The organism is Serratia sp. EC4, assembly GCF_059652115.1.
Map to the genome: position 1 here is coordinate 1 of NZ_JBNIDE010000011.1, position 22,983 is coordinate 22,983.

The 22,983-nt window shown below is 58.3% G+C and carries 21 protein-coding genes; 12 read left to right on the forward strand and 9 right to left on the reverse strand.

Translation table 11 applies throughout. The annotated features are described in order from the left end of the window. Positions 1 to 23: 23 nt before the first annotated feature. Positions 24 to 542 (reverse strand): molybdopterin-guanine dinucleotide biosynthesis protein MobB, encoded by a 519-nt coding sequence (gene mobB / locus ACP39K_RS21920; RefSeq protein ID WP_033639114.1) that lies wholly within the window; start codon positions 540 to 542, stop codon positions 24 to 26. Beyond that, on the reverse strand, positions 539 to 1,129 hold the full coding sequence (mobA, locus tag ACP39K_RS21925; protein WP_033639115.1) for a molybdenum cofactor guanylyltransferase MobA: 591 nt from the start codon (positions 1,127 to 1,129) through the stop codon (positions 539 to 541). Before mobA ends, mobB begins: the two co-directional genes overlap by 4 nt. A 148-nt stretch (positions 1,130 to 1,277) precedes the next feature. Between mobA and ACP39K_RS21930 the strand changes: the two genes are divergently transcribed. The 3 genes from ACP39K_RS21930 to dsbA all read left to right on the forward strand — a co-directional run bounded on the left by ACP39K_RS21930 (position 1,278) and on the right by dsbA (position 3,285). Further along, a complete protein-coding gene (locus tag ACP39K_RS21930) occupies positions 1,278 to 1,547 on the forward strand; it encodes a YihD family protein (RefSeq protein WP_004931268.1) in 270 nt (89 codons plus the stop codon). Between the two features lie 98 nt (positions 1,548 to 1,645). Then, entirely contained in the window at positions 1,646 to 2,632 is a 987-nt protein-coding gene (locus tag ACP39K_RS21935; protein WP_048796327.1) for a serine/threonine protein kinase, read from the forward strand. A 29-nt stretch (positions 2,633 to 2,661) separates the two neighbouring features. Further along, positions 2,662 to 3,285 carry a thiol:disulfide interchange protein DsbA gene (dsbA, locus tag ACP39K_RS21940; protein ID WP_004931264.1) on the forward strand — a complete coding sequence of 208 codons (624 nt, stop codon included), beginning with the start codon at positions 2,662 to 2,664 and terminating at the stop codon, positions 3,283 to 3,285. A gap of 41 nt (positions 3,286 to 3,326) precedes the next feature. Here the strand turns inward: dsbA and yihG are convergent, their stop codons facing one another. Beyond that, entirely contained in the window at positions 3,327 to 4,223 is an 897-nt protein-coding gene (gene yihG / locus ACP39K_RS21945) for a 1-acylglycerol-3-phosphate O-acyltransferase, YihG family (RefSeq protein WP_033639117.1), read from the reverse strand. Positions 4,224 to 4,720: 497 nt separating this feature from the next. On the opposite strand from yihG, the gene polA reads away from it, so the two are divergent. Together polA and spfP are read left to right on the forward strand one after the other, a co-directional pair. Further along, on the forward strand, positions 4,721 to 7,519 hold the full coding sequence (gene polA / locus ACP39K_RS21950) for a DNA polymerase I (RefSeq protein WP_033639118.1): 2,799 nt from the start codon (positions 4,721 to 4,723) through the stop codon (positions 7,517 to 7,519). Positions 7,520 to 7,710: 191 nt separating this feature from the next. Then, positions 7,711 to 7,758 carry a small protein SpfP gene (spfP, locus tag ACP39K_RS21955; protein WP_071892919.1) on the forward strand — a complete coding sequence of 16 codons (48 nt, stop codon included), beginning with the start codon at positions 7,711 to 7,713 and terminating at the stop codon, positions 7,756 to 7,758. 278 nt (positions 7,759 to 8,036) lie between these two features. On the opposite strand, the gene yihA is transcribed toward spfP, so the two are convergent. Next, a complete protein-coding gene (yihA, locus tag ACP39K_RS21960; protein ID WP_497008831.1) occupies positions 8,037 to 8,681 on the reverse strand; it encodes a ribosome biogenesis GTP-binding protein YihA/YsxC in 645 nt (214 codons plus the stop codon). A gap of 734 nt (positions 8,682 to 9,415) precedes the next feature. On the opposite strand from yihA, the gene yihI reads away from it, so the two are divergent. Both yihI and hemN read left to right on the forward strand, forming a co-directional pair. Further along, positions 9,416 to 9,958: a Der GTPase-activating protein YihI gene (gene yihI, locus ACP39K_RS21965; protein WP_015379455.1), complete on the forward strand. Its 543-nt coding sequence runs from the start codon at positions 9,416 to 9,418 to the stop codon at positions 9,956 to 9,958. 182 nt (positions 9,959 to 10,140) lie between these two features. Further along, entirely contained in the window at positions 10,141 to 11,514 is a 1,374-nt protein-coding gene (hemN, locus tag ACP39K_RS21970) for an oxygen-independent coproporphyrinogen III oxidase (RefSeq protein WP_048796326.1), read from the forward strand. Between the two features lie 34 nt (positions 11,515 to 11,548). Here the strand turns inward: hemN and ACP39K_RS21975 are convergent, their stop codons facing one another. The 4 genes from ACP39K_RS21975 to glnA all read right to left on the reverse strand — a co-directional run bounded on the left by ACP39K_RS21975 (position 11,549) and on the right by glnA (position 15,859). Next, on the reverse strand, positions 11,549 to 11,671 hold the full coding sequence (locus tag ACP39K_RS21975) for a YshB family small membrane protein (RefSeq protein WP_004931250.1): 123 nt from the start codon (positions 11,669 to 11,671) through the stop codon (positions 11,549 to 11,551). 113 nt (positions 11,672 to 11,784) lie between these two features. Further along, the gene (gene glnG / locus ACP39K_RS21980; RefSeq protein ID WP_015379452.1) at positions 11,785 to 13,197 is read right to left on the reverse strand and encodes a nitrogen regulation protein NR(I); all 1,413 of its coding nucleotides are present in this window, start codon (positions 13,195 to 13,197) and stop codon (positions 11,785 to 11,787) included. Between the two features lie 8 nt (positions 13,198 to 13,205). Continuing rightward, positions 13,206 to 14,255 carry a nitrogen regulation protein NR(II) gene (glnL, locus tag ACP39K_RS21985; protein WP_004931246.1) on the reverse strand — a complete coding sequence of 350 codons (1,050 nt, stop codon included), beginning with the start codon at positions 14,253 to 14,255 and terminating at the stop codon, positions 13,206 to 13,208. Between the two features lie 194 nt (positions 14,256 to 14,449). Further along, complete coding sequence (glnA, locus tag ACP39K_RS21990; RefSeq protein ID WP_004931244.1) at positions 14,450 to 15,859, reverse strand: glutamate--ammonia ligase; 1,410 nt, start codon at positions 15,857 to 15,859, stop codon at positions 14,450 to 14,452. Positions 15,860 to 16,229: 370 nt separating this feature from the next. Here glnA and typA point away from each other — a divergent pair, with 370 nt between their 5' ends. The 5 genes from typA (at position 16,230) to fabY (ending at position 21,158) form a co-directional block, all read left to right on the forward strand. Then, complete coding sequence (typA, locus tag ACP39K_RS21995) at positions 16,230 to 18,053, forward strand: ribosome-dependent GTPase TypA (RefSeq protein WP_004931243.1); 1,824 nt, start codon at positions 16,230 to 16,232, stop codon at positions 18,051 to 18,053. 166 nt (positions 18,054 to 18,219) lie between these two features. Further along, a complete protein-coding gene (yihX, locus tag ACP39K_RS22000) occupies positions 18,220 to 18,810 on the forward strand; it encodes a glucose-1-phosphatase (RefSeq protein ID WP_154747614.1) in 591 nt (196 codons plus the stop codon). Positions 18,811 to 18,861: 51 nt separating this feature from the next. Then, positions 18,862 to 19,755 (forward strand): virulence factor BrkB family protein, encoded by an 894-nt coding sequence (locus tag ACP39K_RS22005; protein ID WP_016929643.1) that lies wholly within the window; start codon positions 18,862 to 18,864, stop codon positions 19,753 to 19,755. Beyond that, positions 19,752 to 20,189, forward strand: coding sequence for a D-aminoacyl-tRNA deacylase (gene dtd / locus ACP39K_RS22010; protein ID WP_497008832.1), 438 nt, complete (start codon positions 19,752 to 19,754; stop codon positions 20,187 to 20,189). The genes ACP39K_RS22005 and dtd overlap by 4 nt, the downstream gene beginning before the upstream one ends. 21 nt (positions 20,190 to 20,210) lie before the next feature. Next, positions 20,211 to 21,158, forward strand: coding sequence for a fatty acid biosynthesis protein FabY (gene fabY, locus ACP39K_RS22015; protein WP_025304711.1), 948 nt, complete (start codon positions 20,211 to 20,213; stop codon positions 21,156 to 21,158). A 38-nt stretch (positions 21,159 to 21,196) separates the two neighbouring features. On the opposite strand, the gene ACP39K_RS22020 is transcribed toward fabY, so the two are convergent. Beyond that, on the reverse strand, positions 21,197 to 22,858 hold the full coding sequence (locus ACP39K_RS22020) for an AsmA family protein (RefSeq protein ID WP_033639120.1): 1,662 nt from the start codon (positions 22,856 to 22,858) through the stop codon (positions 21,197 to 21,199). Positions 22,859 to 22,983: the final 125 nt, after the last annotated feature.

Genomic DNA, 22,983 nt, shown 5'->3' on the forward strand with positions numbered 1-22,983 from the left:
TGCAATACATAAAAAAAGCGCAGCTACGCTGCGCCTTTCAACCATTCGACAATAAAGTCGGCGATGCTTTCCGGTCGGTTGAGATCCAGCTGCTTAGCCGAAATGGATAGCGGTCGGTCGCTGGCTACCGCCACCACAAACCGATCCAGCATGTCTTCCAACGGTCTGCCGATCTCGGCCCGATAAAGCAGGATTTTGCTGACCGGCTCATGTTTAAACCCTTCCACCAGAATCAAGTCGACCTTATCGGCGTCAAAACGCTCTGCCAGGTAGCGTAGATCCAAAGATTGTTGCTCCGGCGTTTCGGTCATCAATGCCCAGCGGCGATCGCTGGCGACCAGCGTTTGTTCGGCGCCTGCTTTACGCAGCTCATAGCTGTCTTTACCCGGCGTATCCACATCCATGTCGTGATGCGTATGTTTGATCAGTCCAATCCTTACCTGGCGTTGTTTCAGCAACGGGATCAGCTGTTTGAGCAGGGTGGTTTTCCCCGTTCCGCTGTAGGCGCCGATAGCCAGCAAGGGAGGCAATGAACGATTCATTTTTTGAGCTCTCGCGTTTGTTGCCAATTCAGGCAGTCAGCCGGCGTATTAAGGTTATGAAATGCCGCTTGCTGCCCGCTGAACACTACGCGTTGTGCGCCAATTTGATGCAAGAACAGCATCAGCTTGCGTTCACCGCGCGCCAGATAGTCGGCCAGCTGCGGCGCTATTTGGCTATGCAGTAACGCCAGGGTGGGGTGATCTCGTTCACCATCGCTGGCAAAGGCCGCCTGCGCCGCGCCTTTTTGCTGCCATAGCTGAGCGACTAAGTCGGCGGGAAAGTCGGGGACATCACAAGGGACGAAGGCCACCCATTCGCTGGAAGATTGCTTGAGCCCGGCCAGCATGCCGGCCAGCGGCCCGGCGAAATCGGGCGTCAGATCGCCAATCACCGGCAAACCGCTCGCCTGATAACATGCCTGATTGCGATTGGCGCTGATGACGATGGAAGTCACCTGCGGCCGTAACCGAGCCAATACGTGTTGATAGAGTGCGATCCCGCCAATCGACACCAGGCCTTTGTCTTCACCGCCCATGCGCGTGGCCCGTCCGCCGGCCAAAATGACGCCGCTGATTTCTTTATGCATCTCGTTTATCCCGCCTTGTCGATGCGCTGATTGTAGCGCTAAAGCAGACGTGACATCAGGATTTACCTTTATTGACAAGCCGGTTCTTTCACTGCGTGGGTAAGCCTGTTACTTTGTGAGTTTATTCATGCTATTGGACGATATTGAGATGAAAACGCATCGCGTAAACGAGTTGATCGAGCTGTTGCACCCGGCCTGGCAGGAAGATCCCGATCTCAATTTGATGCAGTTTTTGCAAAAGCTGGCGAAGGAAGCGGGCTTCCAGGGCGAGTTGTCCGAACTGAGCGACGATATTCTTATTTATCACCTGAAAATGCGCGGTAGCGCCGGCACGGATCAGATCCCGGGCCTGAAGAAAGATTATGAAGAAGATTTTAAAACGGCGCTGCTGCGCGCTCGCGGCGTTATCAAGGACTGATCCTCGTGCGGTGCGAGAAAGCATAGCGCGTGAAATGCGCCATTAATGCTACTATTTCTCATTCCCGGCACCGTGCTGTCAGCGATCAAACGAACGTTATGAATAACTCTGCTTTTAATTTCGACACCCTGTCGCCCGATTTGATTATGGACGCGCTAGAAGGAGTTGGCCTGCGCGTCGATTCCGGCCTGACGGCGCTGAACAGCTACGAGAACCGTGTCTATCAGTTTATGGACGAAGATCGCCGGCGCTACGTGGTGAAGTTTTACCGCCCGGAGCGCTGGAGCGCCGCACAGATCGGTGAGGAACATCAGTTCGCTCTGGATCTGGCCGGCGCGGAGATCCCGGCGGTGGCGCCGTTGGCGCTGCAAGGCGCTACGCTGCATACGCACGGCGGCTTTTTCTTTGCCCTGTTCCCCAGCGTGGGGGGCCGGCAATACGAGATAGACAATCTGGATCAGTTGGAATGGGTGGGCCGTTTTCTGGGGCGTATCCACCAGGTCGGCGGTGAGCGTTTGTTCGCCGAGCGGCCAACGATGGGGATTGAAGAGTACCTCACCGCCCCGCGCCAGGTGCTGGCCGATTGCGAGCTGCTACCGGCAACGCAGCGTGACGCGTTCCTGCAGGCGACGGATAATCTGATTGCGGCGATCAAGTCGCACTGGCATCTGAACTGGCAGCCGCGCCGTTTGCACGGTGATTGCCATCCGGGCAATATTCTGTGGCGCGATGGCCCGCTGTTCGTCGATCTTGATGACGCGCGCAACGGCCCGGCAGTGCAGGATCTGTGGATGTTGCTGCACGGCGAACGTCGCGATCAACTGATGCAGCTGGATGTCTTGCTGGAGGCGTATAGCGAATTTGCCGAGTTTGATCAGCGCGAGCTGGCGTTGATTGAACCACTGCGGGCGATGCGCATGGTGTATTACCTGGCCTGGGTCGCTCGCCGTTGGCAGGATCCGGCCTTCCCCAAGAGTTTTCCGTGGATGGCGGAGTCTGATTTCTGGTTGTCTCAGACTGCGGCCTTCACCGAACAGGTTAAGCTGTTGCAGGAGCCCCCTCTGCAGCTGACGCCAATGTATTGAAGCTTTAACACAATGGAGAGTTTAGTCTTATGAAAAAAATATGGTTGGCGCTCGTTGGCATGGTGATGGCATTCAGTGCCTCGGCAGCACAGTTTAGCGATGGCGCTCAGTATGTGACCCTGGACAAACCGGTGACCGGCGAGCCGCAGGTGTTGGAGTTCTTCTCCTTCTACTGCCCGCACTGCTACCAGTTCGAGCAGGTCTATCATGTGTCTGAGAACGTAAAGAAAGCGCTGCCTGCCGGCACCAAAATGACCAAGTACCACGTTGAATTCCTGGGGCCGTTGGGCAAACAGCTGACTCAGGCATGGGCGGTAGCGATGGCGCTGGGCGTGGAAGACAAGGTGAGCCCGCTGATGTTTGAAGCGGTGCAGAAAACCCAGACCGTGCAAACGCCGGATGATATCCGCAATGTCTTCGTGAAAGCGGGTGTGACCGCAGCAGATTATGATGCGGCCTGGAACAGCTTCGTGGTGAAATCTCTGGTGGTTCAACAGGAGAAAGCCGCAGAAGATCTGCAGCTGCGCGGCGTGCCGGCGGTATTCGTCAACGGCAAATACATGGTTAAGAACGATGGCCTGGACACCAGCTCGATGGACGCTTACGTGAAGCAGTTCGCCGATGTGGTTAAATTCCTCAGCCAGCAGAAATAAGCCAGACCCCATGCGAAAACGCCGGCATCGCCGGCGTTTTTTTATCCATATTGCCGTTTCAATTTATCCAGCAACCGATCTTTTTCCTGCCATAGCGTATTCAGCCACAGCTGGAAGCGCCGCTTGAACTGCTTGTCGTTGAAGTAGTCCCCGTGCAGGGTTTCATCGATCGGCAGCGTCTCTATTCTCACCACGATACGCGTCAGCCGCCCGCACAGCATATCCCTAAAAGGCCGTTGGTTATTTTCCGGATAGAGCAGAGTAACGTTCAATATTTTGTCGAACTGATTGCCCAACGCGCTGAGCGTAAACGCGATGCCGGCGGCTTTAGGCGCCAGCAAATTGCGATACGGCGAATTGCTTTTAATTTTCTTGGCTTCGGTGAAGCGTGAACCCTCGACGAAATTGACGATGGTGGTTGGACGCTGGCGGAATTTTTCGCAGGAACGGCGCGTCGTTTCGATATCCTTGCCGCGCTTTTCCGGATGCTTGAGCAAATAGGCGCGGGAGTAACGCTTCATGAATGGCATATCCAGCGCCCAGCAGGCCAGGCCGACAAAAGGCACCCAGGCGAGCTGTTGCTTGAGAAAATACTTATTCATTGGAATATGATTTCTGAACAGCACGCACAGTACGACAATGTCCGACCAACTTTCGTGGTTGCTGATCAGCAGATACCAGTTTTTGCGGTCCAGCCCTTCCAGCCCTTCAATATCCCAACGCAATTGCCCGTTAATGCGCAATAACAGCGCCAGCCCTTGGCACCAACACCACATCATGAAATCGGCGAAAGCCGAGATATATCGCCAGACGGCGGGAATGGGCACCAGGAGTTTCACGATGCCGGCCAGCGTGATGGGGATGGAGCACAACACCGTCACCAGAATGGTAAGTATGACGGAAATGATAAAGATAACAGGCGTTAACAATCTTGGCATGATTATGGGCTGACGGTTGTTGGGAACATCGTTGCATGCCAAAACGCATGAACAAAAACGCATTTTAACAGAAATCGCCGGGGTAAAGCGCCGCTAAAAATCACTGTTTTTCGTCTCATCGGATAACCATTTGCTGAGTTTTCGTGCAACTTGTCCAGCTTGTGCTATGGTAATTGAGGCGCCGAATTTGATGAATAGTGCGATTAAAATCCGGCGAAAGTTATATCCACAAATCCAATAAAAGCCAATAATAAAGCGTCGCCGGAATTCGTTCTTTTAACGCGGTGATTTAAATAGGAATTTTATTCGCCGTTATAACGATAATCGCAGCGTTATAATTCGGTCTCTTTTCTATGCACAAAGTTATCCACAGGTAAGATCTTGCGGATCCTCGCACACAATCACATCATTTTCGTCCGCAATGCACGCTAAGGTTCGTCTCCGACGGCCAGCTATGGCATGCTTACCCCTATGTCCGATCACGATAAAGAAACGCTATGGCCCAGATTGCAGAAAACCCACTAATCCTGGTTGACGGTTCCTCCTACCTCTACCGCGCTTATCACGCCTTCCCGCCGCTGACCAACTCGGCGGGCGAGCCGACCGGCGCGATGTACGGCGTGCTGAATATGCTGCGCAGCCTGCTGCTGCAGTATCAACCGAGCCACGTTGCCGTGGTGTTTGATGCCAAAGGGAAGACCTTCCGCGATGATCTCTTCGCTGAATATAAGTCACACCGGCCGCCGATGCCGGACGATCTGCGCGCGCAGATCGAGCCGCTGCACAGCATGGTCAAGGCGATGGGCCTGCCGCTGCTGGTGACGCCCGGCGTTGAGGCGGACGACGTTATCGGTACGCTGGCGCTGGAGGCCGAAAAGGCCGGCCATGCGGTGCTGATCAGCACCGGCGACAAAGACATGGCGCAGCTGGTGACGCCGAACGTCACCCTGATCAACACCATGAACAACACGATCCTCGGTCCGCAGGAAGTGTGCGACAAGTACGGCATTCCGCCGGAGTTGATCATCGACTTCCTGGCGCTGATGGGCGATTCATCGGACAACATTCCCGGCGTACCGGGCGTGGGCGAGAAAACCGCCCAGGCGTTGCTGCAGGGTATCGGCGGGCTGGATGCGCTGTACGGTAATCTGGAGAACATCGCCACGCTGAGCTTCCGCGGCGCCAAAACCATGGCGGCCAAGCTGGAACAGAATAAAGAGGTCGCGTACCTCTCCTATAAGCTGGCGACGATCAAAACCGACGTCGAGCTGGATCTGACCTGCGCGGACCTGACGGTCTCCGCGCCGGATGTCGACACGTTGCAACAGCTGTTCAAACAGTACGAGTTCAAACGCTGGCTGGCGGACGTGGAAGCCGGCGTCTGGCTGGAACACAAGAAAGGCGCGGGCGCGAAAGCTGCCGGCGCCGCCAAACCGGCTGCCGCCGTGGAAGCGCCGAAAGCCTTGGCGGAAGCCAAGCTGTCCCAGGACGGGTATGTCACTATCCTGGACGAAGCGACCTTTACCGACTGGCTGGCGCGGCTGAAAAAGGCCGACGTGTTTGCCTTCGATACCGAAACCGACGGTCTGGATACCCTGACCGCCAACCTGATCGGCCTGTCCTTCGCGATCGCGCCGGGCGAAGCGGCTTATTTGCCGGTGGCGCACGATTATCTGGATGCGCCGGCGCAGCTGGATCGCGCTTATGTGCTGGAGGCGCTCAAGCCGCTGCTGGAAGACGAGAAGGCGCTCAAGGTCGGGCAAAACCTGAAGTTCGACATGAGCCTGCTGGCGCGCTATGGCATCGAGATGCGCGGCATCGCCTACGACACCATGCTGGAGTCCTATGTGCTGGACAGCGTCGGCGGCCGTCACGATATGGACAGCCTGGCCGATCGTTATCTTGGCCACAAAACCATCACCTTTGAAGAGATCGCCGGCAAGGGCAAAAACCAGCTGACGTTCAACCAGATCGCGCTGGAGCAGGCGGCGCCTTACGCCGCCGAAGACGCCGATGTCACGCTGCAGCTGCACCTGGCGATGTGGCCGCAGCTGAAACAGAGCGCGGAACTGCTGACGGTATTCAATGAGATTGAAATGCCGCTGCTGCCGGTGCTGTCACATATCGAACGCACCGGGGTACTGATCGATCCGGCCATTTTGTCGGCCCACTCCCAAGAGCTGGCCAAGCGTCTGGCTGAGCTGGAAGCGCAGGCCCACGAGCTGGCGGAAGAGCCGTTCAACCTGGCGTCGACCAAGCAACTGCAGGCGATCCTGTACGAAAAACAAAAGCTGCCGGTGCTGAAGAAAACCCCGGGCGGGGCGCCGTCCACTAACGAAGAGGTGCTGGCCGAGCTGGCGCTGGACTACCCGCTGCCGAAGGTGATCCTGGAATACCGCGGCCTGGCGAAGCTGAAGACCACCTATACCGACAAGCTGCCGCTGATGATCAATCCGGTCAGCGGGCGGGTGCATACCTCGTACCATCAGGCGGTGACCGCCACCGGCCGCCTCTCCTCGAGCGATCCGAACCTGCAGAACATCCCGGTGCGCAACGAAGAAGGGCGGCGCATTCGCCAGGCCTTTATTGCGCCGGAAGGCTACCGCATCGTTGCGGCCGACTACTCGCAGATCGAGCTGCGCATCATGGCGCATCTGTCACAGGATGAAGGGCTGCTGAAGGCCTTCGCCGAAGGGAAAGACATTCACCGCGCCACGGCGTCGGAAGTTTTCGGCGTGCCGCTGGATAAAGTGACCGGCGAGCAGCGCCGCAGCGCCAAGGCGATTAACTTTGGTTTGATTTACGGCATGAGCGCTTTCGGCCTGGCGCGTCAGCTGGGGATCCCGCGTGGGGAAGCCCAGCGCTATATGGATCTCTACTTCGAACGTTACCCGGGCGTGCTGGATTACATGGAGCGCACCCGTCAGCAGGCTTCCGAGCAGGGCTATGTCAGCACGCTGGACGGCCGCCGTCTGTATCTGCCGGACGTCCGCTCCAGCAATGCCATGCGCCGCAAGGCGGCCGAGCGCGCCGCCATCAACGCCCCGATGCAGGGCACGGCGGCCGATATCATCAAGCGTGCGATGATCGAGGTCGACGCCTGGCTGCAGGGGCAGGAGAAGCCGTTGGTGCGCGCGATCATGCAGGTGCACGATGAATTGGTGTTCGAGGTGCATGAATCGGTGATCGACGAAGCCAGCCAGCGTATCCGCCAACTGATGGAAGGCAGCATGACGCTGGCGGTGCCGCTGAAGGTCGATGTGGGCGTCGGCATGAACTGGGATGAGGCGCACTGATCGCCGGGTTATCGCCGTATGCGCTAACTGGCGATAACCTAAGCACTTTTCGTAATTAAGCTACAAGATGCGGCGATAGTTTCCCCAACTTCGCCGTTCTTGCGCCGCAAATTGTGTAAGTAAACTACAAAAAATTCTTTTTCCCTGCGAAAAAATGATGTAGAGTTACAGGCGTAGGGTACAGAGGTAAGATGTTCTATCTTTCAGACCTTTTACTTCACGTAATCGGATTTGGCTGAATATTTAGCCGCCCCAGTCAGTATTGACTGGGGCGTTTTTTATTGTAAAAACAGCAGCAAACCATACGTTTTTCCTATCGCTCGGCCCCGCTTTTCATTTCAGCTTCCGCTCCCTCAATCCGCGTAATTCGGCGAGACAAGCCCGTTTTGGCAATAAGTCTTTATGATGGCTTTATTTCAAAAATGTAATTAGATAACGAAAAATCCCGCCTGCGGCCGATCTGCGGGCATAAAAAAGCCGATGCGGCGAGGCATCGGCTCAAACGTGCGATCAGGGCTTATTCGCCGATGTCCTCTTCCGGCAGCACTTCCGGCGGGATCTCGTTAAACCAGGTGTCCAGCTTCTGGCGCAGCTTGTCGACGCCGATCTTTTTCAGCGATGAGAAGGCTTCGACCTGGATGTCCCCCATAAACGGCAGCACCGCTTCACGCACCATGCTAAGTTGCGCCTTGCGTGCGCCGGAGGCCAGCTTGTCGGCCTTGGTCAGCAACACCAGCACCGGCGTGCCGACGTCGACCGCCCATTGGATCATCTGCTGGTCGAGATCTTTCAGCGGATGGCGGATATCCATCAGCACTACCAGCCCTTTCAGGCTGTTGCGCATCTGCAGGTATTCGCCCAGCGCGCGTTGCCATTTGCGCTTCATTTCTTCCGGCACTTCGGCGTAGCCATAACCCGGCAGGTCGACCAGACGAATGCCGTCTTCCACTTCGAACAGGTTGATCAGCTGGGTGCGCCCCGGCGTCTTACTGGTGCGCGCCAGGCTTTTTTGATTGGTCAGCGTATTCAGCGCGCTGGATTTACCGGCGTTGGAACGGCCGGCAAAGGCGACTTCAATTCCTGCATCCCCCGGCAGATGGCGAATATCGGGTGCGCTGGTGACGAAATGGGTCACATGATAGTTGTAGTTCTTGCTGGTCAAAATTTTTCGTCTCCGTGAGGATGGCTAACTGGTTGGCGATTATAACTGCATCAGCGGTAAAAATGGCGTGTTTCTCCGTTTTTAAGCGGCGGGGCGCGATAAAACGGCAGTTATGCCGACCGTACGTTGTGAGACATTTGCCATTCGAATCGCGGGTAATGTCGCTTTATTCGAAAGCGATATTTCTGTTTCTATTTTAAAAACAATGTGTTGTTTTTTCGTTGTGTGGAAATGTCAGTCAAATCGGCGTCAGGTGCCTTGAGCCTTCGCAACAATAACGTAAAGTACTCGTTAACGCAGGGTTGCGCAGGATTAGGGAACATCCGGGAAGGATGACAAATCTCAGGGAATGCACAGGGCGTGCAATGAGTGCCAGGATGAACGCAAAAGGAAGTGACCCTTTCGCGCCGGAATAGGCGGCAGGCACATCGGATGGTGAAGTATCGGCAGTTTGGATGCCCGCAGGAAGCACGTTCGGGAAGAGCGGATGCGAATGGATTGCGCCATGGACGATTTTCCTTTCAGGATGAAGGACGTAGTGGCAGGGAATGCGGTTATAGCAGAAGGAAAAACCGGGATGTTGCATGTACGCAAGGAGCGCGTAACAGGAATACCCTTCGCAAGAAGGTGCGAAATAGGCGGCAGGTTTAACCTGCCGCCTTTTTTCTTTGTCCGCTTTCTGCTAGATTCCGCCGCAATTCTATACTGAATCTACATACCTAAGAGCACACGCTATGAACCAGCCATCAAAAGCACCTCGCGGCAGCGCGGCGAAGTCAAAAACGAAAAAGAAAAGCCGTATGGAGCTCGATCAGGAAGCGCGCGAGCGCAAACGCCTGAAAAAGCGCCGCGGCCACGCTTCCGGTTCACGCACCCAGGTTGAGTCCGGCAGCCAAAAAAACAAATCGGCGGCGGAAGCCAAAGATCCGCGTATCGGCAGTAAAGTGCCGGTTGCGCTGGTGGTCGACGAAACCAAAGTGAAGGCCAAACCGCAGCCGAAGCCAAAGGCCGAAGCGAAACCGCGCCTGTCGCCGGAAGAAGAGCTGGCGAAGCTGGAAAATGACGAACGCCTGAACGCGCTGCTGGATCGCATCGACGATGGCGAAACGCTGAACGCGCAAGAACAGGCGTATGTCGATAAGACGCTGGATCGTATCGATGTGCTGATGGACGTGCTGGGCATCGAGCTGGGCGATGAAGACGACGAGGAAGAAGAAGAGAAGCAGGAAGATATTCTGAAGCTGCTGAAAGGCGGCAACCCGAAGGATGCTTTTTAACGCGCCATGTGGCTGATCCCGACAATAGCCCTACTCTTGATGTGTTATCTGCTGTGGTTATTCGGTAAACTATGGCGGCTGTCTAAGCGCAAAGCGCGTTTTCGCAGCGCTTCCGTGGCCAGACAGCGCAGACAACCGCCCCTCTCCCGGCCCGGTAGAAAAAGATATCGGAAGGAGTGAGCATGTCAGAGCAGACGATTGTCTGGGATTTGGCCCTGATCCAAAAATATAACTACTCAGGGCCGCGTTATACCTCATACCCCACGGCGCTGGAGTTTAACCAGCGCTACGACGAAGCGGCGTTTCAATGCGCCGCTGCGCGCTACCCTGAGCGGCCGCTGTCGCTGTACGTGCATATCCCTTTCTGCCATAAGCTGTGCTATTTCTGTGGCTGCAACAAGCTGGTGACGCGCCAGACGCACAAGGCCGACGAATACCTGAACGTTTTGGCGCAAGAGATCGCCAGCCGTGCGCCGCTGTTCGCCGGCCGCAAGGTTGGCCAGATGCACTGGGGCGGCGGTACGCCAACCTACCTGGACAAAGCGCAAATCAGCCGGCTGGTGGCGCTGCTGCGCGAACATTTTGATTTTCTGCCCGATGCGGAGATGTCGATCGAAGTCGATCCGCGCGAGATTGAGCTGGATGTGCTCGATCATTTACGCGCCGAAGGCTTTAACCGTTTGAGCATGGGGGTGCAGGATTTCAACAAGCAGGTGCAGCAGTTGGTCAACCGCGAGCAGGACGAAGCCTTCATCTTCGCTCTGATCGAACGGGCCAAAGCGCTGGGCTTCCGCTCAACCAATATCGATCTGATCTACGGCCTGCCGAAACAGACGCCGGAAAGCTTCGCTTTCACGCTGCAGCGGGTGGCCGAACTGAATCCCGATCGCCTCAGCGTGTTCAACTACGCGCATATGCCGAATTTGTTCGCCGCCCAGCGCAAAATCAAAGACGCCGATCTGCCCAGCGCGCAGCAGAAGTTGGATATCTTGCAGCAGAGCATCGCGTTCCTGACTGACGCCGGCTATCAGTTCATCGGTATGGATCACTTTGCGCATCCGGACGACGAGCTGGCGATCGCCCAACGCGAAGGCAAACTGCACCGCAATTTCCAGGGCTACACCACTCAGGGCGACAGCGATCTGCTGGGGCTGGGCGTGTCGGCTATCAGCATGCTCGGCGACAGCTATGCGCAGAATCAGAAAGAGCTGAAGCATTACTATGACAGCGTGCAAGCGCAGGGCAACGCGCTGTGGCGCGGGCTGGCGCTGACGGACGACGATTGCCTGCGGCGCGATCTGATCAAAACCCTGATCTGCAATTTCCGGTTGGCGTATCAGCCGCTCGAACGGCAATACGGCATCGATTTCACCGCTTACTTCGCCGAAGACCTGCAGCTGCTGGCGCCGTTTGAACGCGATGGGCTGGTGGAGCGCGATGAGCAAGGCATTCGCGTCACGCCGCGCGGGCGCCTGCTGATCCGCAATATCTGTATGTGTTTCGACCGCTATCTGCGGCAACAGGCACGCAGCCAGCAGTTCTCTCGGGTGATCTGAGGATGAAAAAACAGCCGCTGATGCGGCTGTTTTTTTAACTGAAGAAGTTAATCAGCGCGGCGCACAGCACCGCGGCGACCGCCGCCTGCGGAGTGTGGCTGGCGGCGGAGCCCAGCTCCGCGCCCTGAGAAATAAATGCGATGAATGAGTCCAGCATCGTCAACCTCCAGAGTGTGCGACACGATCATACTGCGCCCGCACCGGCTGTAAAGCCTGCGGTTGGCGTTTTTTTGTGCGCCGGACTGCGTTTTTCATCATCCATCCCCGTTCCTATTCCATGCCCAGCTCTTTAAGCTTGCGGGTGAGGGTATTGCGCCCCCAGCCCAGCAGGCGCGCGGCTTCCTGTTTGTGCCCCTGGGTATGGCGCAGGGCGGTGGTGAGCAGCGTGCGCTCCATTTCCGGCTGGGCTTCCGACAGCAGGTTTTGATGACCGGAACGCAGCGCGCGATCGGCCCACTGCGCCAGCAGCGTGGCCCAGCTGTCCGGCAGACTGTGGCTGGGGCTCTCCGGCGCGGCGGTTTCGAACAGCTCACCCGGCAGATCCTGAATCAGCACTTCCTGCCCGGCGGCCATCACCGTCAGCCAGCGGCAGGTGTTCTCCAACTGGCGCACGTTGCCCGGCCAGGGCAGGCGGGTCAGCGCAGTTTCGGTTTCCGGATGCAGGTTCTTGGCCTCGACGCCCAGCTCTTTGGCGGCGATCTGCAGGAAGTGGCGCGCCAGTCGCGGGATGTCTTCACGGCGCTCGCGCAGCGGCGGCAGGTGTACGCGGATCACGTTCAGGCGGTGGAACAGATCCTCGCGGAACTTGCCTTCCTGTACCCGCAGCTCCAGGTTCTGGTGCGTGGCGGCGATGATGCGCACGTCGACCTTCACCGGCGCATAGCCGCCGACCCGGTAGAACTGGCCGTCCGCCAGCACCCGCAGCAGGCGCGTTTGCACGTCGAGCGGCATATCGCCGATCTCGTCGAGGAACAGCGTGCCGCCGTCGGCCTGTTCAAAGCGCCCCTGGCGGATTTGGTTAGCGCCGGTGAAGGCGCCTTTCTCGTGGCCGAACAGCTCGGACTCGATCAGATCCTTGGGAATAGCGGCCATGTTCAGGGCGATGAACGGTGATTTGGCGCGCGGGCTGTGGCGGTGCAGCGCATGCGCCACCAGCTCTTTACCGGTGCCGGATTCGCCGTTGATCAGCACGCTGATCGACGAACGCGACAGCCGGCCGATGATGCGAAACACGTCCTGCATCGCCGGCGCCTCGCCGATGATGTCCGCCGCCGGATCGCTGGCCGGCTGGCTGCGCACCGGCTGCTGCTGCTCCTGATAATGGCTGATGGCGCGCTCGACCAGCGCCACCGCTTCGTCGATGTCGAACGGCTTCGGCAGGTAGTCGAAGGCCCCTTGCTGATAAGCGCTGACGGCGGCGTCCAAATCCGAATGCGCGGTCATGATGATCACCGGCAGCATCGGGTGACGCTGTTTGATCTGCTTGAGCAGCGCCAGGCCGTCTATACCCGGCATGCGGATATCCGACAGCAGCACGTCGGGGGTTTGCGTGGCCAAGGCTTCCAGCACGTCATTGCCGCCTTCGAAGGTGGCGCAGCTCAGGCCCGCGCCGGTGAGCGCGCGCTCAAGCACCCAGCGGATGGAGCTATCGTCATCGACGATCCAGACTATCCCTCGTTGCATAGCAAACCTCACTGACGAATGGGCAGGTAGACCGAGAATTCGGTATGACCTGGCCAACTGTTGAATTCAATTTTTCCGCAATGCTGATCGATCAGATTGCGTGCGATGGATAATCCCAGGCCGGTACCGCCTTCACGGCCGCTGACCATCGGGTAGAACAGCGTGTCCTGCAGCTGCGCCGGCACGCCGGGGCCGTCGTCTTCGACGTCGATGCGCGCCGCCAGTCGGTAGCGGGTACCGTGCAACGTAATCTGAAACGCGGTGCGGGTGCGCAGCGTGATGGTGCCGCCCGCCTCGCCCAGCGCCTGCAGCGCATTGCGGGTGATGTTCAGCAGCACCTGTTCTATCTGATCCGGGTCATGAGCCATTTCCGGCAGACTCGGATCGTAGTCGCGCACCAGCGTGACGTTATCCGGCATTTCCAGGGACACCAGTTGGCAGACGCGCTCCGCGACCTGATGAATGCTCTGGGTAATATGCTGGCCGGGCCGCTGCGGCCCGAGCAGACGATCCACCAGATTGCGCAGCCGATCGGCCTGCTCAATGATCACCTTGGTGTATTCGGTCAGCGCCGGATCGGGCAGCGCCTTGGCCAGCAGCTGCGCCGCGCCCCGCAGGCCGCCCAGCGGGTTTTTGATTTCGTGCGCCAAACCGCGCACCAGATCGCGGGCTGCTACCTGTTGGGCATGCTGCAGCTGTTCCTGGCTCAGGCGGCGCTGATTGTCCATCGGCGCCAGTTCGACCAGGATATAGCCTTCCGGCAGCGCCTGAGCGGTCAGGGAAAGGATATGCGCGCGGCCGTCGACCACCAGGGTCACTTCGTTATCGGTGAAGCCCTGCCCGGCGCGCAGGCTTTCGCGCATCAAAGAGACGTTCAGCGAAAAATAACCGAGCAAATCGGGCAGCGGCGTACCGAACAGCTTGCGGGAGCTTTGCGCCAGCAGCTGCTGTGCCGCCGGGTTGGCGTAGTGAACCGCCAGTGAGTCATCCAACAGCAGGATGCTGTTGATGAGTGAATTGAGGATCTGCCCAGCATCGGGCAGCTTGCCAGTTGCCATACAGCAGACTCCTGCACCTTTTTAGTGCATCTATCCTACTCCATCCGGGATCGACACGGTATGGAATAGTTTTGCAGAAAATACGGTGGAGAAAAAAACCCATCCGAAGATGGGCTGAAAGTTTCCACGGCAACAAAAAAGCGATAACAAAAATTGTGGGCGCCGTCCGCCAGGGCAGACGGCGCGGGTAGAACTTAGACGCTGTAGTACAGTTCGAACTCGACCGGGTGTGGCGTCATGCGAATGCGGTCCATCTCTTCTTTGCGCAGTTCGATGTAGGCATCGATCGCATCGTCGGTGAACACGCCGCCGCGGGTCAGGAACTCGCGGTCTTCGTTCAGTGCGGCCATCGCCTCGTCCAGCGAGCCGGCCACTTTTGGGATCTCGGCTTCTTCTTCCGGCGGCAGGTCGTACAGGTTTTTGTCCATGGCGTCGCCAGGGTGGATCTTGTTGATGATGCCGTCCAGGCCGGCCATCAGCAGCGCGGCGAAGCACAGGTATGGGTTAGCCGCCGGATCCGGGAAGCGGGCTTCGATGCGGCGCGCTTTCGGGCTGGCGACCACCGGGATACGGATGGACGCGGAGCGGTTACGGGCGGAGTAAGCCAGCATCACCGGCGCTTCGTAGCCCGGCACCAGACGTTTGTACGAGTTGGTGGTCGGGTTGGCCAGCGCGTTGATCGCCTTGGCGTGCTTGATGATGCCGCCGATGTAGAACAGCGCGGTTTCAGACAGGCCGCCGTATTTGTCGCCGGCGAACAGGTTGGTGCCGTTCTTGGACAGCGACATGTGGCAGTGCATGCCGGAACCGTTGTCGCCGAACATAGGCTTCGGCATGAAGGTTGCGGTTTTACCAAAGGCGTGCGCCACGTTGTGCACTACGTACTTGTAGATCTGAATTTCGTCGGCTTTCTTGGTCATGGTGTTGAAGCGGGTCGCCACTTCGTTCTGACCGGCGGTCGCCACTTCGTGGTGGTGCGCTTCAACCACCAGGCCCATCTCTTCCATGGTCAGACACATGGTGGAACGCAGATCCTGCGAAGAGTCGACCGGTGGAACCGGGAAGTAACCGCCTTTCACCGCCGGACGGTGGCCTTTGTTGCCGCCGTCGTATTTTGTGCCGGAGTTCCAGGCGCCTTCGATATCGTCGATCGCCACGTGGGAACCGCGGATGCTGCTGCCGAAGCGGATGTCGTCGAACAGGAAGAACTCAGGCTCTGGCCCGAACAGCACAGTGTCCGCGATGCCGGAGGAGCGCAGGAAGTCTTCGGCGCGTTTGGAAATGGAGCGCGGGTCGCGATCGTAGCCTTGCATGGTGCCCGGCTCGAGAATGTCGCAGCGAATGATCAGCGTAGGTTCTTCGAAGAATGGATCCAGAACCGCCGTGCTGGCGTCCGGCATCAGCACCATGTCAGATTCGTTGATGCCCTTCCAACCACCGATAGAGGAGCCGTCAAACATTTTACCTTCTTCGAAGAAGTCGGCGTTTACCTGGTGAGCCGGGATAGTCACGTGCTGTTCCTTACCCTTGGTGTCAGTGAAACGCAGGTCTACGAATTTCACTTCATGCTCATTCAGCATCGTCAAAACGTGTTCAGCGGACATACTTAACTCTCCCGGTTTATCATTGTCGTCGTCGTGGAACGAATCTGTGGAACTGGCTTTTTTTCGCCTTGAAAAGACTAAAGCGAAAAGCGTGCCAACTTTTAAAAAAGGCTTTCATCGCCTTTCTGCGCGGGTTTTACCCAACCCCAGTATGCACCATCAGTGATAAATTGCACCGAAATGGTGCAATCGGAGTGAGCGAGGGCACTGAAATGGTGCAAAAGTGCAACGATTGCGGCTTTTTGCACCGTGAAAGGGATCACAAACTGACCGGCACGCGGTTGTTTATAAGAGATGGTTGTGATCTTGTTTAGTCCCTCGCTTAATACGTGTACAATAGCGCGCTATTTCTAATGCCCGAGGCAAAGCTGTGATCGAAAATTTGCGTAACATCGCCATTATTGCCCACGTTGACCATGGTAAAACCACCCTGGTTGATAAGCTGCTGCAACAATCCGGTACTTTCGGAGAGCGTGCGGAAGCCACCGAACGCGTAATGGACTCCAACGATTTGGAGAAAGAGCGTGGGATTACCATCCTCGCAAAAAACACCGCCATTAATTGGAACGGTTACCGCATCAACATCGTGGATACCCCAGGACACGCCGACTTCGGCGGCGAGGTAGAGCGCGTGATGTCGATGGTTGACTCGGTGCTGCTGGTTGTGGATGCAATGGATGGCCCTATGCCGCAAACCCGCTTCGTGACCAAGAAGGCCTTCGCCAATGGTCTGAAGCCGATCGTGGTCATCAACAAGGTTGACCGTCCTGGCGCGCGCCCTGACTGGGTTGTAGATCAGGTGTTCGACCTGTTCGTGAACCTCGATGCGACCGACGAGCAGCTCGACTTCCCGATCATCTACGCTTCTGCGCTGAACGGCATCGCCGGCGTCGACCACACCGACATGGCGGAAGACATGACCCCGCTGTATCAGGCGATCGTCGACCATGTGTCTGCGCCGCAGGTTGAGCTGGAAGCGCCATTCCAGATGCAGATCTCCCAGTTGGACTACAACAACTACCTGGGCGTTATCGGCATCGGCCGCATCAAGCGCGGTAAAGTGAAGCCGAACCAGCAGGTCACCATCATCGACAGCGAAGGCAAAACTCGCAACGGTAAAGTGGGTAAAGTGCTGGGTCACCTGGGTCTGGAGCGTATCGACAGCACCCTGGCGGAAGCGGGCGACATCATCGCCATCACCGGCCTGGGCGAGCTGAACATCTCCGACACCATCTGCGACACCAACGCCGTAGAAGCGCTGCCGGCGCTGTCCGTCGACGAACCGACCGTCACCATGTTCTTCAACGTCAACACCTCGCCGTTCTGCGGTAAAGAAGGCAAGTACGTGACGTCGCGTCAGATCCTTGACCGTCTGAACAAAGAGCTGGTGCACAACGTGGCGCTGCGCGTTGAAGAAACCGACGATGCGGACGCCTTCCGCGTATCCGGTCGTGGCGAGCTGCACCTGTCGGTGCTGATCGAAAACATGCGCCGTGAAGGTTTCGAGCTGGCGGTTTCCCGTCCGAAAGTTATCTTCCGCGAAATCGATGGCCGCAAGCAGGAGCCATTCGAGAACGTGACGCTGGATATCGAAGAGCAGCATCAGGGTTCCGTGATGCAGGCGATGGGCGAGCGTAAAGCCGACCTGAAAAACATGGATCCGGACGGTAAGGGCCGCGTGCGTCTCGACTACGTGATCCCAAGCCGCGGTCTGATCGGCTTCCGTAACGAATTCATGACCATGACTTCGGGTACTGGTCTGCTGTACTCCACCTTCAGCCACTACGACGACGTGCGTCCGGGCGAAGTGGGCCAGCGTCAGAACGGCGTGCTGATCTCCAACGGCCAGGGCAAAGCGGTCGCGTTCGCGCTGTTCGGCCTGCAGGATCGCGGCAAGCTGTTCCTGGGCCACGGTGCGGAAGTGTATGAAGGCCAGATCATCGGTATTCACTCACGTTCCAACGACCTGACCGTAAACTGCCTGACCGGTAAGAAGCTGACCAACATGCGTGCTTCCGGTACTGACGAAGCGACTACCCTGGTTCCGGCCATCAAAATGACCCTGGAGCAAGCTCTGGAGTTCATCGATGACGACGAACTGGTAGAAGTGACGCCAACCTCGATCCGTATCCGTAAGCGTCACCTGACGGAAAACGATCGTAAGCGTGCCAGCCGCGGTCCAAAAGACGCTTAATCGCTGATTGAGTGTCTCATGCTTAGGGCGCGGTTCTCGCGCCCTGAGTTTTTTCCTCTGTTGTTCCCCGTTTGTGCGGCGCGCTATGCGCTTTTCCGTTCGCTCCCTGTTCAGCTGTTCCTTTTCCCGCTACAGTGAAATCTCACCGGCCCATCAGGAGAGGACTATGCTGTATATCTTTGATTTAGGTAATGTGATCGTCGATATCGATTTCAAGCGTGTGCTGGGCGTGTGGAGCAATTTGAGCGGCACGCCGTTGGCGGTGCTGTCCGATCGTTTCGCCATGGGTGAGGTGTTCCAGCAACATGAGCGCGGTGAAATCAGCGACGAAGACTTCGCCGGCAAGTTGTGCGATGAAATGGGCATCGCGCTCAGCTTCGAACAATTCGCCACCGGCTGGCAGGCGGTATTCGTCGCGCTGCGCCCGGAAGTGATCGACATCATGCAGCGCCTGCGCAACGAAGGCCACCGGGTGGTGGTGCTGTCGAACACCAACCGTCTGCACTGCAACTACTGGCCGCAGCACTATCCTGAAGTGGCCGCCGCCGCCGATCATCTCTATTTGTCGCAAGATCTCGGCATGCGCAAGCCGGAGGCCGAGATCTATCAACATGTGCTGGCCGCGGAAAACACCGCCGCCGCAGACGCGGTGTTCTTCGACGATCACCCGGCGAACGTCCTCGCCGCGCAGGCGCTGGGGATCAAGACGGTGCACGTCACCGATCGCGACGTGGTGCCGGCCTATTTTGCCCAATGAGCGCAGGGCGCGTTAAGCTTAAGGCGTATCAACGGACATCAAGGAGTGACCATGTCGTTTTTCCGCCGCAAGAAGCTGCCCCCTGCGATTAAGCCCGGCGTTACTTTTGGGCGTTTGCTGTACCAGCGCATCGACAACGATGGCCTGACGATGCTGGCGGGCCATCTCGCCTATGTTTCTCTGCTGTCGCTGGTGCCGTTGGTCACCGTGGTGTTCGCGCTGTTCGCCGCTTTCCCGATGTTTGCCGACATCAGCGAACAGCTGAAGCGCTTTGTTTTTGCCAATTTCGTGCCGGCCGCCGGCAATGTGATCCAGAACTACCTGGAGCAGTTCGTCGCCAACTCCAACAAGATGACCGCCGTCGGCACCTGCGGGCTGATTGTCACCGCGCTGTTGCTGATCTCCTCGGTGGACAGCGTGCTGAACACCATCTGGCGCAGCAAGAACAAACGGCCGATCGTCTTCTCCTTCGCCGTGTACTGGATGGTGCTGACGCTGGGGCCGCTGCTGGTGGGCGCCAGCATGGCCATCAGCTCCTACCTGCTGTCGCTCAACTGGCTGGCGCAGACCGGGGTTAACGGGCTGGTGGATCAGGTGCTGCGCATTTTCCCGCTGATTTTGTCGTGCATCTCCTTCTGGCTGCTGTATTGCATCGTGCCGACGGTGCGCGTGCCGCCCAAAGACGCGCTGATCGGCGCGGTGGTGGCCGGATTGCTGTTCGAGCTGGGCAAGAAGGGATTCGCGCTGTACGTCACCATGTTCCCTTCCTATCAGCTGATTTACGGCGTGCTGGCGGTGATCCCGATTTTATTCCTGTGGGTCTACTGGAGCTGGTGTATCGTGTTACTCGGCGCGGAAATCACCGTGACCATCGGCGAATACCGCGACTACCGCCGGCAGAAGGCGGAGCAACAGGAACCAAAACCAGAAGGGCAGCAGGAATGATTGCGTTGATTCAACGGGTGTTAAACGCCAGCGTCACGGTAGGTGGCGAGACGGTAGGCAAAATTGGCCCCGGTTTGTTAGTGTTATTGGGCGTGGAGCAGGGCGATAACGAGCAAAAAGCGCAGCGCCTGTGCGAACGCGTGTTGGGATACCGCATTTTCGGCGACGAGAACGACAAGATGAACCTCAACGTCCAGCAGACCGGGGGCAGCGTGCTGGTCGTTTCGCAGTTCACCCTGGCGGCGGACACTCAGAAGGGCATGCGGCCCAGCTTCTCGCGCGGCGCCGCGCCTTTGGTCGCCGATCGGTTGTATCAATATTTTGTTGGCCAATGCCGCGAACGCGGCGTAGAGACCCAGACCGGCGAGTTCGCCGCCGACATGCAGGTGGCGCTGGTCAACGATGGTCCGGTGACATTCTGGCTACAGGTCTAAGCATTCGGAGAACAGGCGTCTATGTATCACCTACGAGTACCCGTAACAGAGCAAGAACTGAAGGAATATTACCAGTTTCGCTGGGAAATGCTGCGCAAGCCGCTGCACCAGCCGGTGGGTTCGGAAAAGGATGCCTATGACGCCATGGCCCATCACCAAATGGTGGTGGACGAGGCCGGTAAAATCGTCGCCATTGGGCGGCTGTACATCAATGCCGACAACGAGGCGGCGATCCGTTTTCTGGCGGTAGACCCGACGTTGCAGGATAAAGGGCTCGGGACGCTGGTAGCGATAACGCTGGAGTCCGTCGCGCGGCAGGAAGGCGTGAAGCGGGTGGTGTGCAGCGCCCGTGAAGACGCGGTGGATTTCTTCGCCAAGCTGGGGTTCGTTAATCAGGGCGAGATCACCGCGCCGCAGACCACCCCGATCCGTCACTTCTTGATGATCAAACCGGTGGCGACGCTGGACGATATCCTGCATCGCCCCGACTGGTGCGGCCAATTGCAGCAGGCCTGGTATGAACATATCCCGCTGAGCGAAAAGATGGGCGTGCGCATCAGCCAATACACCGGCCAGCGCTTTGTCACCACCATGCCGGAGATCGGCAACCAGAATCCGCACCATACGCTGTTTGCCGGCAGCCTGTTCTCACTGGCGACGCTGACCGCCTGGGGGCTGATTTGGCTGCTGTTGCGCGAGCGCCATCTCGGCGGCACCATCATTCTGGCGGACGCGCACATTCGCTACAGCAAACCGATCACCGGCAGGCCGCGGGCGGTGGCGGATCTTGGTTCGCTGAGCGGCGACTTGGCGCGTCTGGCGCGTGGCCGCCGCGCGCGCGTGCACGCCGAAGTGCATCTGTTCGGCGATGAGGATAAGGGCGCGGTGTTCGAAGGCACTTACATGGTGTTGCCGGCCGAGCCGGATGTGCCGCTGGATCAGGGCGGCTCTGAAGCGCTGGAGGAGTAAGGCGGCGGCCCTGCCCTGAGGGCGGGCCGCGCAGTGCATTACGGCAGCTGTTGGTTCACCGTCTGGCCGTCGCCGGCGGTGGCTTGCAGAGTCCCCTTCAATGAAGCTTTGAACGGCCCGTCGCTGTTCAGCAGCCCTTTCAACTGCAGCTCAAGGTTGCCGTCGCCCGTCAGCGGCACCGGCTGCCATCCCCATTGCTGCAAGGTATTGAGCGGTACCGAGCGGCCGTGCAGCATCAGCTGGAACGGCTTGCCCGGCAACTGATCGACGGTCGCTTTGGCCTCAAGCAACCCATTAGGCATGAAGGCGCTGAGTTCGGTGACGGCGATCTGGCTGGCGTCGGCGTTCAGCGCCAGCGAAGGGCGCCGCACGTCGATCTTGTTGAAGGTCGCCTCGCTGCCGTTCAGGTTCAGCGAACCGGACCATATGCCCCACTGGTGGTCGCGCGCCAGCAGCAGGTTGCTGCCGTAACCGTCCAGCGCGGTGATCTGGAACGGGAATGCCGGGTTGATATCGATAATCAGATTGCGGTTGGTGGTCAGCTTGGTGACGTACACCTCGGCCAGCCAGTCCGGCAGCGGTTTCAGCCACAGCTCGCGCCAGTCGATAGGCAGGGTGTACTCCAGCGCCGCCATGGCCACTTCATCCAGCTGCAGGCGTTTGCCGGCGCGCAGCCAATTGCCGGAGGTGCGCAGCAGCCCGCCTTCCCAACGGGTGGTGAACTGCTGAATGGCGATGCCGGCGGAGGAGAGGCGCAGGGTGGCGATCGGGTCGATCAGGTGGAAACCGCCGTTGATCACATCACTGGCATTGACGTTGAGCGAGCCGTCTTCGCTGCGCCAGTCGCCTTTTTCGATGCTGACGTTTTGCAGCGACAGATCGAGATCGTTAAACGCCCACGCCTTGCCTTCCAGGCGCGCGTCGATCAGATCGAAACGCTTGAGGGTGACCGGCGGCAGGGCGGTAAAGCGCCGCATGAATTCCGCCAACGTCATCGGGGTCTGCAGGCGCACGCCGCTCAGCCGCAGGCGATCCACCTGCCAACTGCCGTCGGCGGCGCGGCTGGCTACGCCGGTCAGGTCGCCCTGCGCCAGATCGGCGCCGAAATTGTTCAACAGCAGCTGACCCTGCTTTTGCTCCCCCTGCACCAACACCTTCGAAGCGGGGATGCCGTTCAGCGTCATCGAACCGGCGCTGAACTGGAACTGATTGTTGTCCCCCAGCAGATGGCCGGCCAGCGGGCGCCACGGCGTGATGCCGGCATTGACCTGCTGCGCGTTGAGCTGCCACGCGTTATCGTTGGATTGCAGCGCCATGTTGCTCAGTTGCAGCACGTCGGCCTGTACAGGCAGCGCCGCAGTCTGCGGCTGCACGTTCAGCGTGCCGTCACGCAGCGTGACGCTGTGGAAATAGCGCGGTTCGGTGATTTGGCGCAGGCTGAGGCCGAGATCGACGCGTTTGGCGACCAGCGCCTGCGGCTGGCCACTGCGCGCCAGCCGCACGTCTTCCAGAGCGATCTGGTCCGGTTGGCGCCACGAATGGGTGATTTTTCCTATCGACAGGCGGTATTCGCTGTTGTCGCTGATCCAGGCGCTCAGGCGGCCTGCCGCCCAGCGGGTTTGCCCGACCAGGTACAGCAGCACCACCGCCAGCACGATCAGCAGCAGCAACGTCAGCAACAGCTTTCCGATAAATTTCATCGTCTACATCCGCATCGGTCAAAAAAGATACCCTGTTTATGCCGCAATTGGCTGGGCATCTCAAGGGCAATGGTCTGATAGACAATAAAAAACGGCCGCAAGCGGCCGTTTGAACGCCAATGGGC

Excerpts from the sequence above, each read along its gene's own strand:
- mobB (WP_033639114.1), bottom strand. The coding sequence starts at position 542 with ATGAATCGTTCATTGCCTCCCTTGCTGGCTATCGGCGCCTACAGCGGA.
- mobA (WP_033639115.1), bottom strand. The coding sequence starts at position 1,129 with ATGCATAAAGAAATCAGCGGCGTCATTTTGGCCGGCGGACGGGCCACG.
- ACP39K_RS21930 (WP_004931268.1), top strand. The coding sequence starts at position 1,278 with ATGAAAACGCATCGCGTAAACGAGTTGATCGAGCTGTTGCACCCGGCC.
- ACP39K_RS21935 (WP_048796327.1), top strand. The coding sequence starts at position 1,646 with ATGAATAACTCTGCTTTTAATTTCGACACCCTGTCGCCCGATTTGATT.
- dsbA (WP_004931264.1), top strand. The coding sequence starts at position 2,662 with ATGAAAAAAATATGGTTGGCGCTCGTTGGCATGGTGATGGCATTCAGT.
- yihG (WP_033639117.1), bottom strand. The coding sequence starts at position 4,223 with ATGCCAAGATTGTTAACGCCTGTTATCTTTATCATTTCCGTCATACTT.
- polA (WP_033639118.1), top strand. The coding sequence starts at position 4,721 with ATGGCCCAGATTGCAGAAAACCCACTAATCCTGGTTGACGGTTCCTCC.
- yihI (WP_015379455.1), top strand. The coding sequence starts at position 9,416 with ATGAACCAGCCATCAAAAGCACCTCGCGGCAGCGCGGCGAAGTCAAAA.
- hemN (WP_048796326.1), top strand. The coding sequence starts at position 10,141 with ATGTCAGAGCAGACGATTGTCTGGGATTTGGCCCTGATCCAAAAATAT.
- ACP39K_RS21975 (WP_004931250.1), bottom strand. The coding sequence starts at position 11,671 with ATGCTGGACTCATTCATCGCATTTATTTCTCAGGGCGCGGAGCTGGGC.
- glnG (WP_015379452.1), bottom strand. The coding sequence starts at position 13,197 with ATGCAACGAGGGATAGTCTGGATCGTCGATGACGATAGCTCCATCCGC.
- glnL (WP_004931246.1), bottom strand. The coding sequence starts at position 14,255 with ATGGCAACTGGCAAGCTGCCCGATGCTGGGCAGATCCTCAATTCACTC.
- glnA (WP_004931244.1), bottom strand. The coding sequence starts at position 15,859 with ATGTCCGCTGAACACGTTTTGACGATGCTGAATGAGCATGAAGTGAAA.
- yihX (WP_154747614.1), top strand. The coding sequence starts at position 18,220 with ATGCTGTATATCTTTGATTTAGGTAATGTGATCGTCGATATCGATTTC.
- ACP39K_RS22005 (WP_016929643.1), top strand. The coding sequence starts at position 18,862 with ATGTCGTTTTTCCGCCGCAAGAAGCTGCCCCCTGCGATTAAGCCCGGC.
- dtd (WP_497008832.1), top strand. The coding sequence starts at position 19,752 with ATGATTGCGTTGATTCAACGGGTGTTAAACGCCAGCGTCACGGTAGGT.
- fabY (WP_025304711.1), top strand. The coding sequence starts at position 20,211 with ATGTATCACCTACGAGTACCCGTAACAGAGCAAGAACTGAAGGAATAT.
- ACP39K_RS22020 (WP_033639120.1), bottom strand. The coding sequence starts at position 22,858 with ATGAAATTTATCGGAAAGCTGTTGCTGACGTTGCTGCTGCTGATCGTG.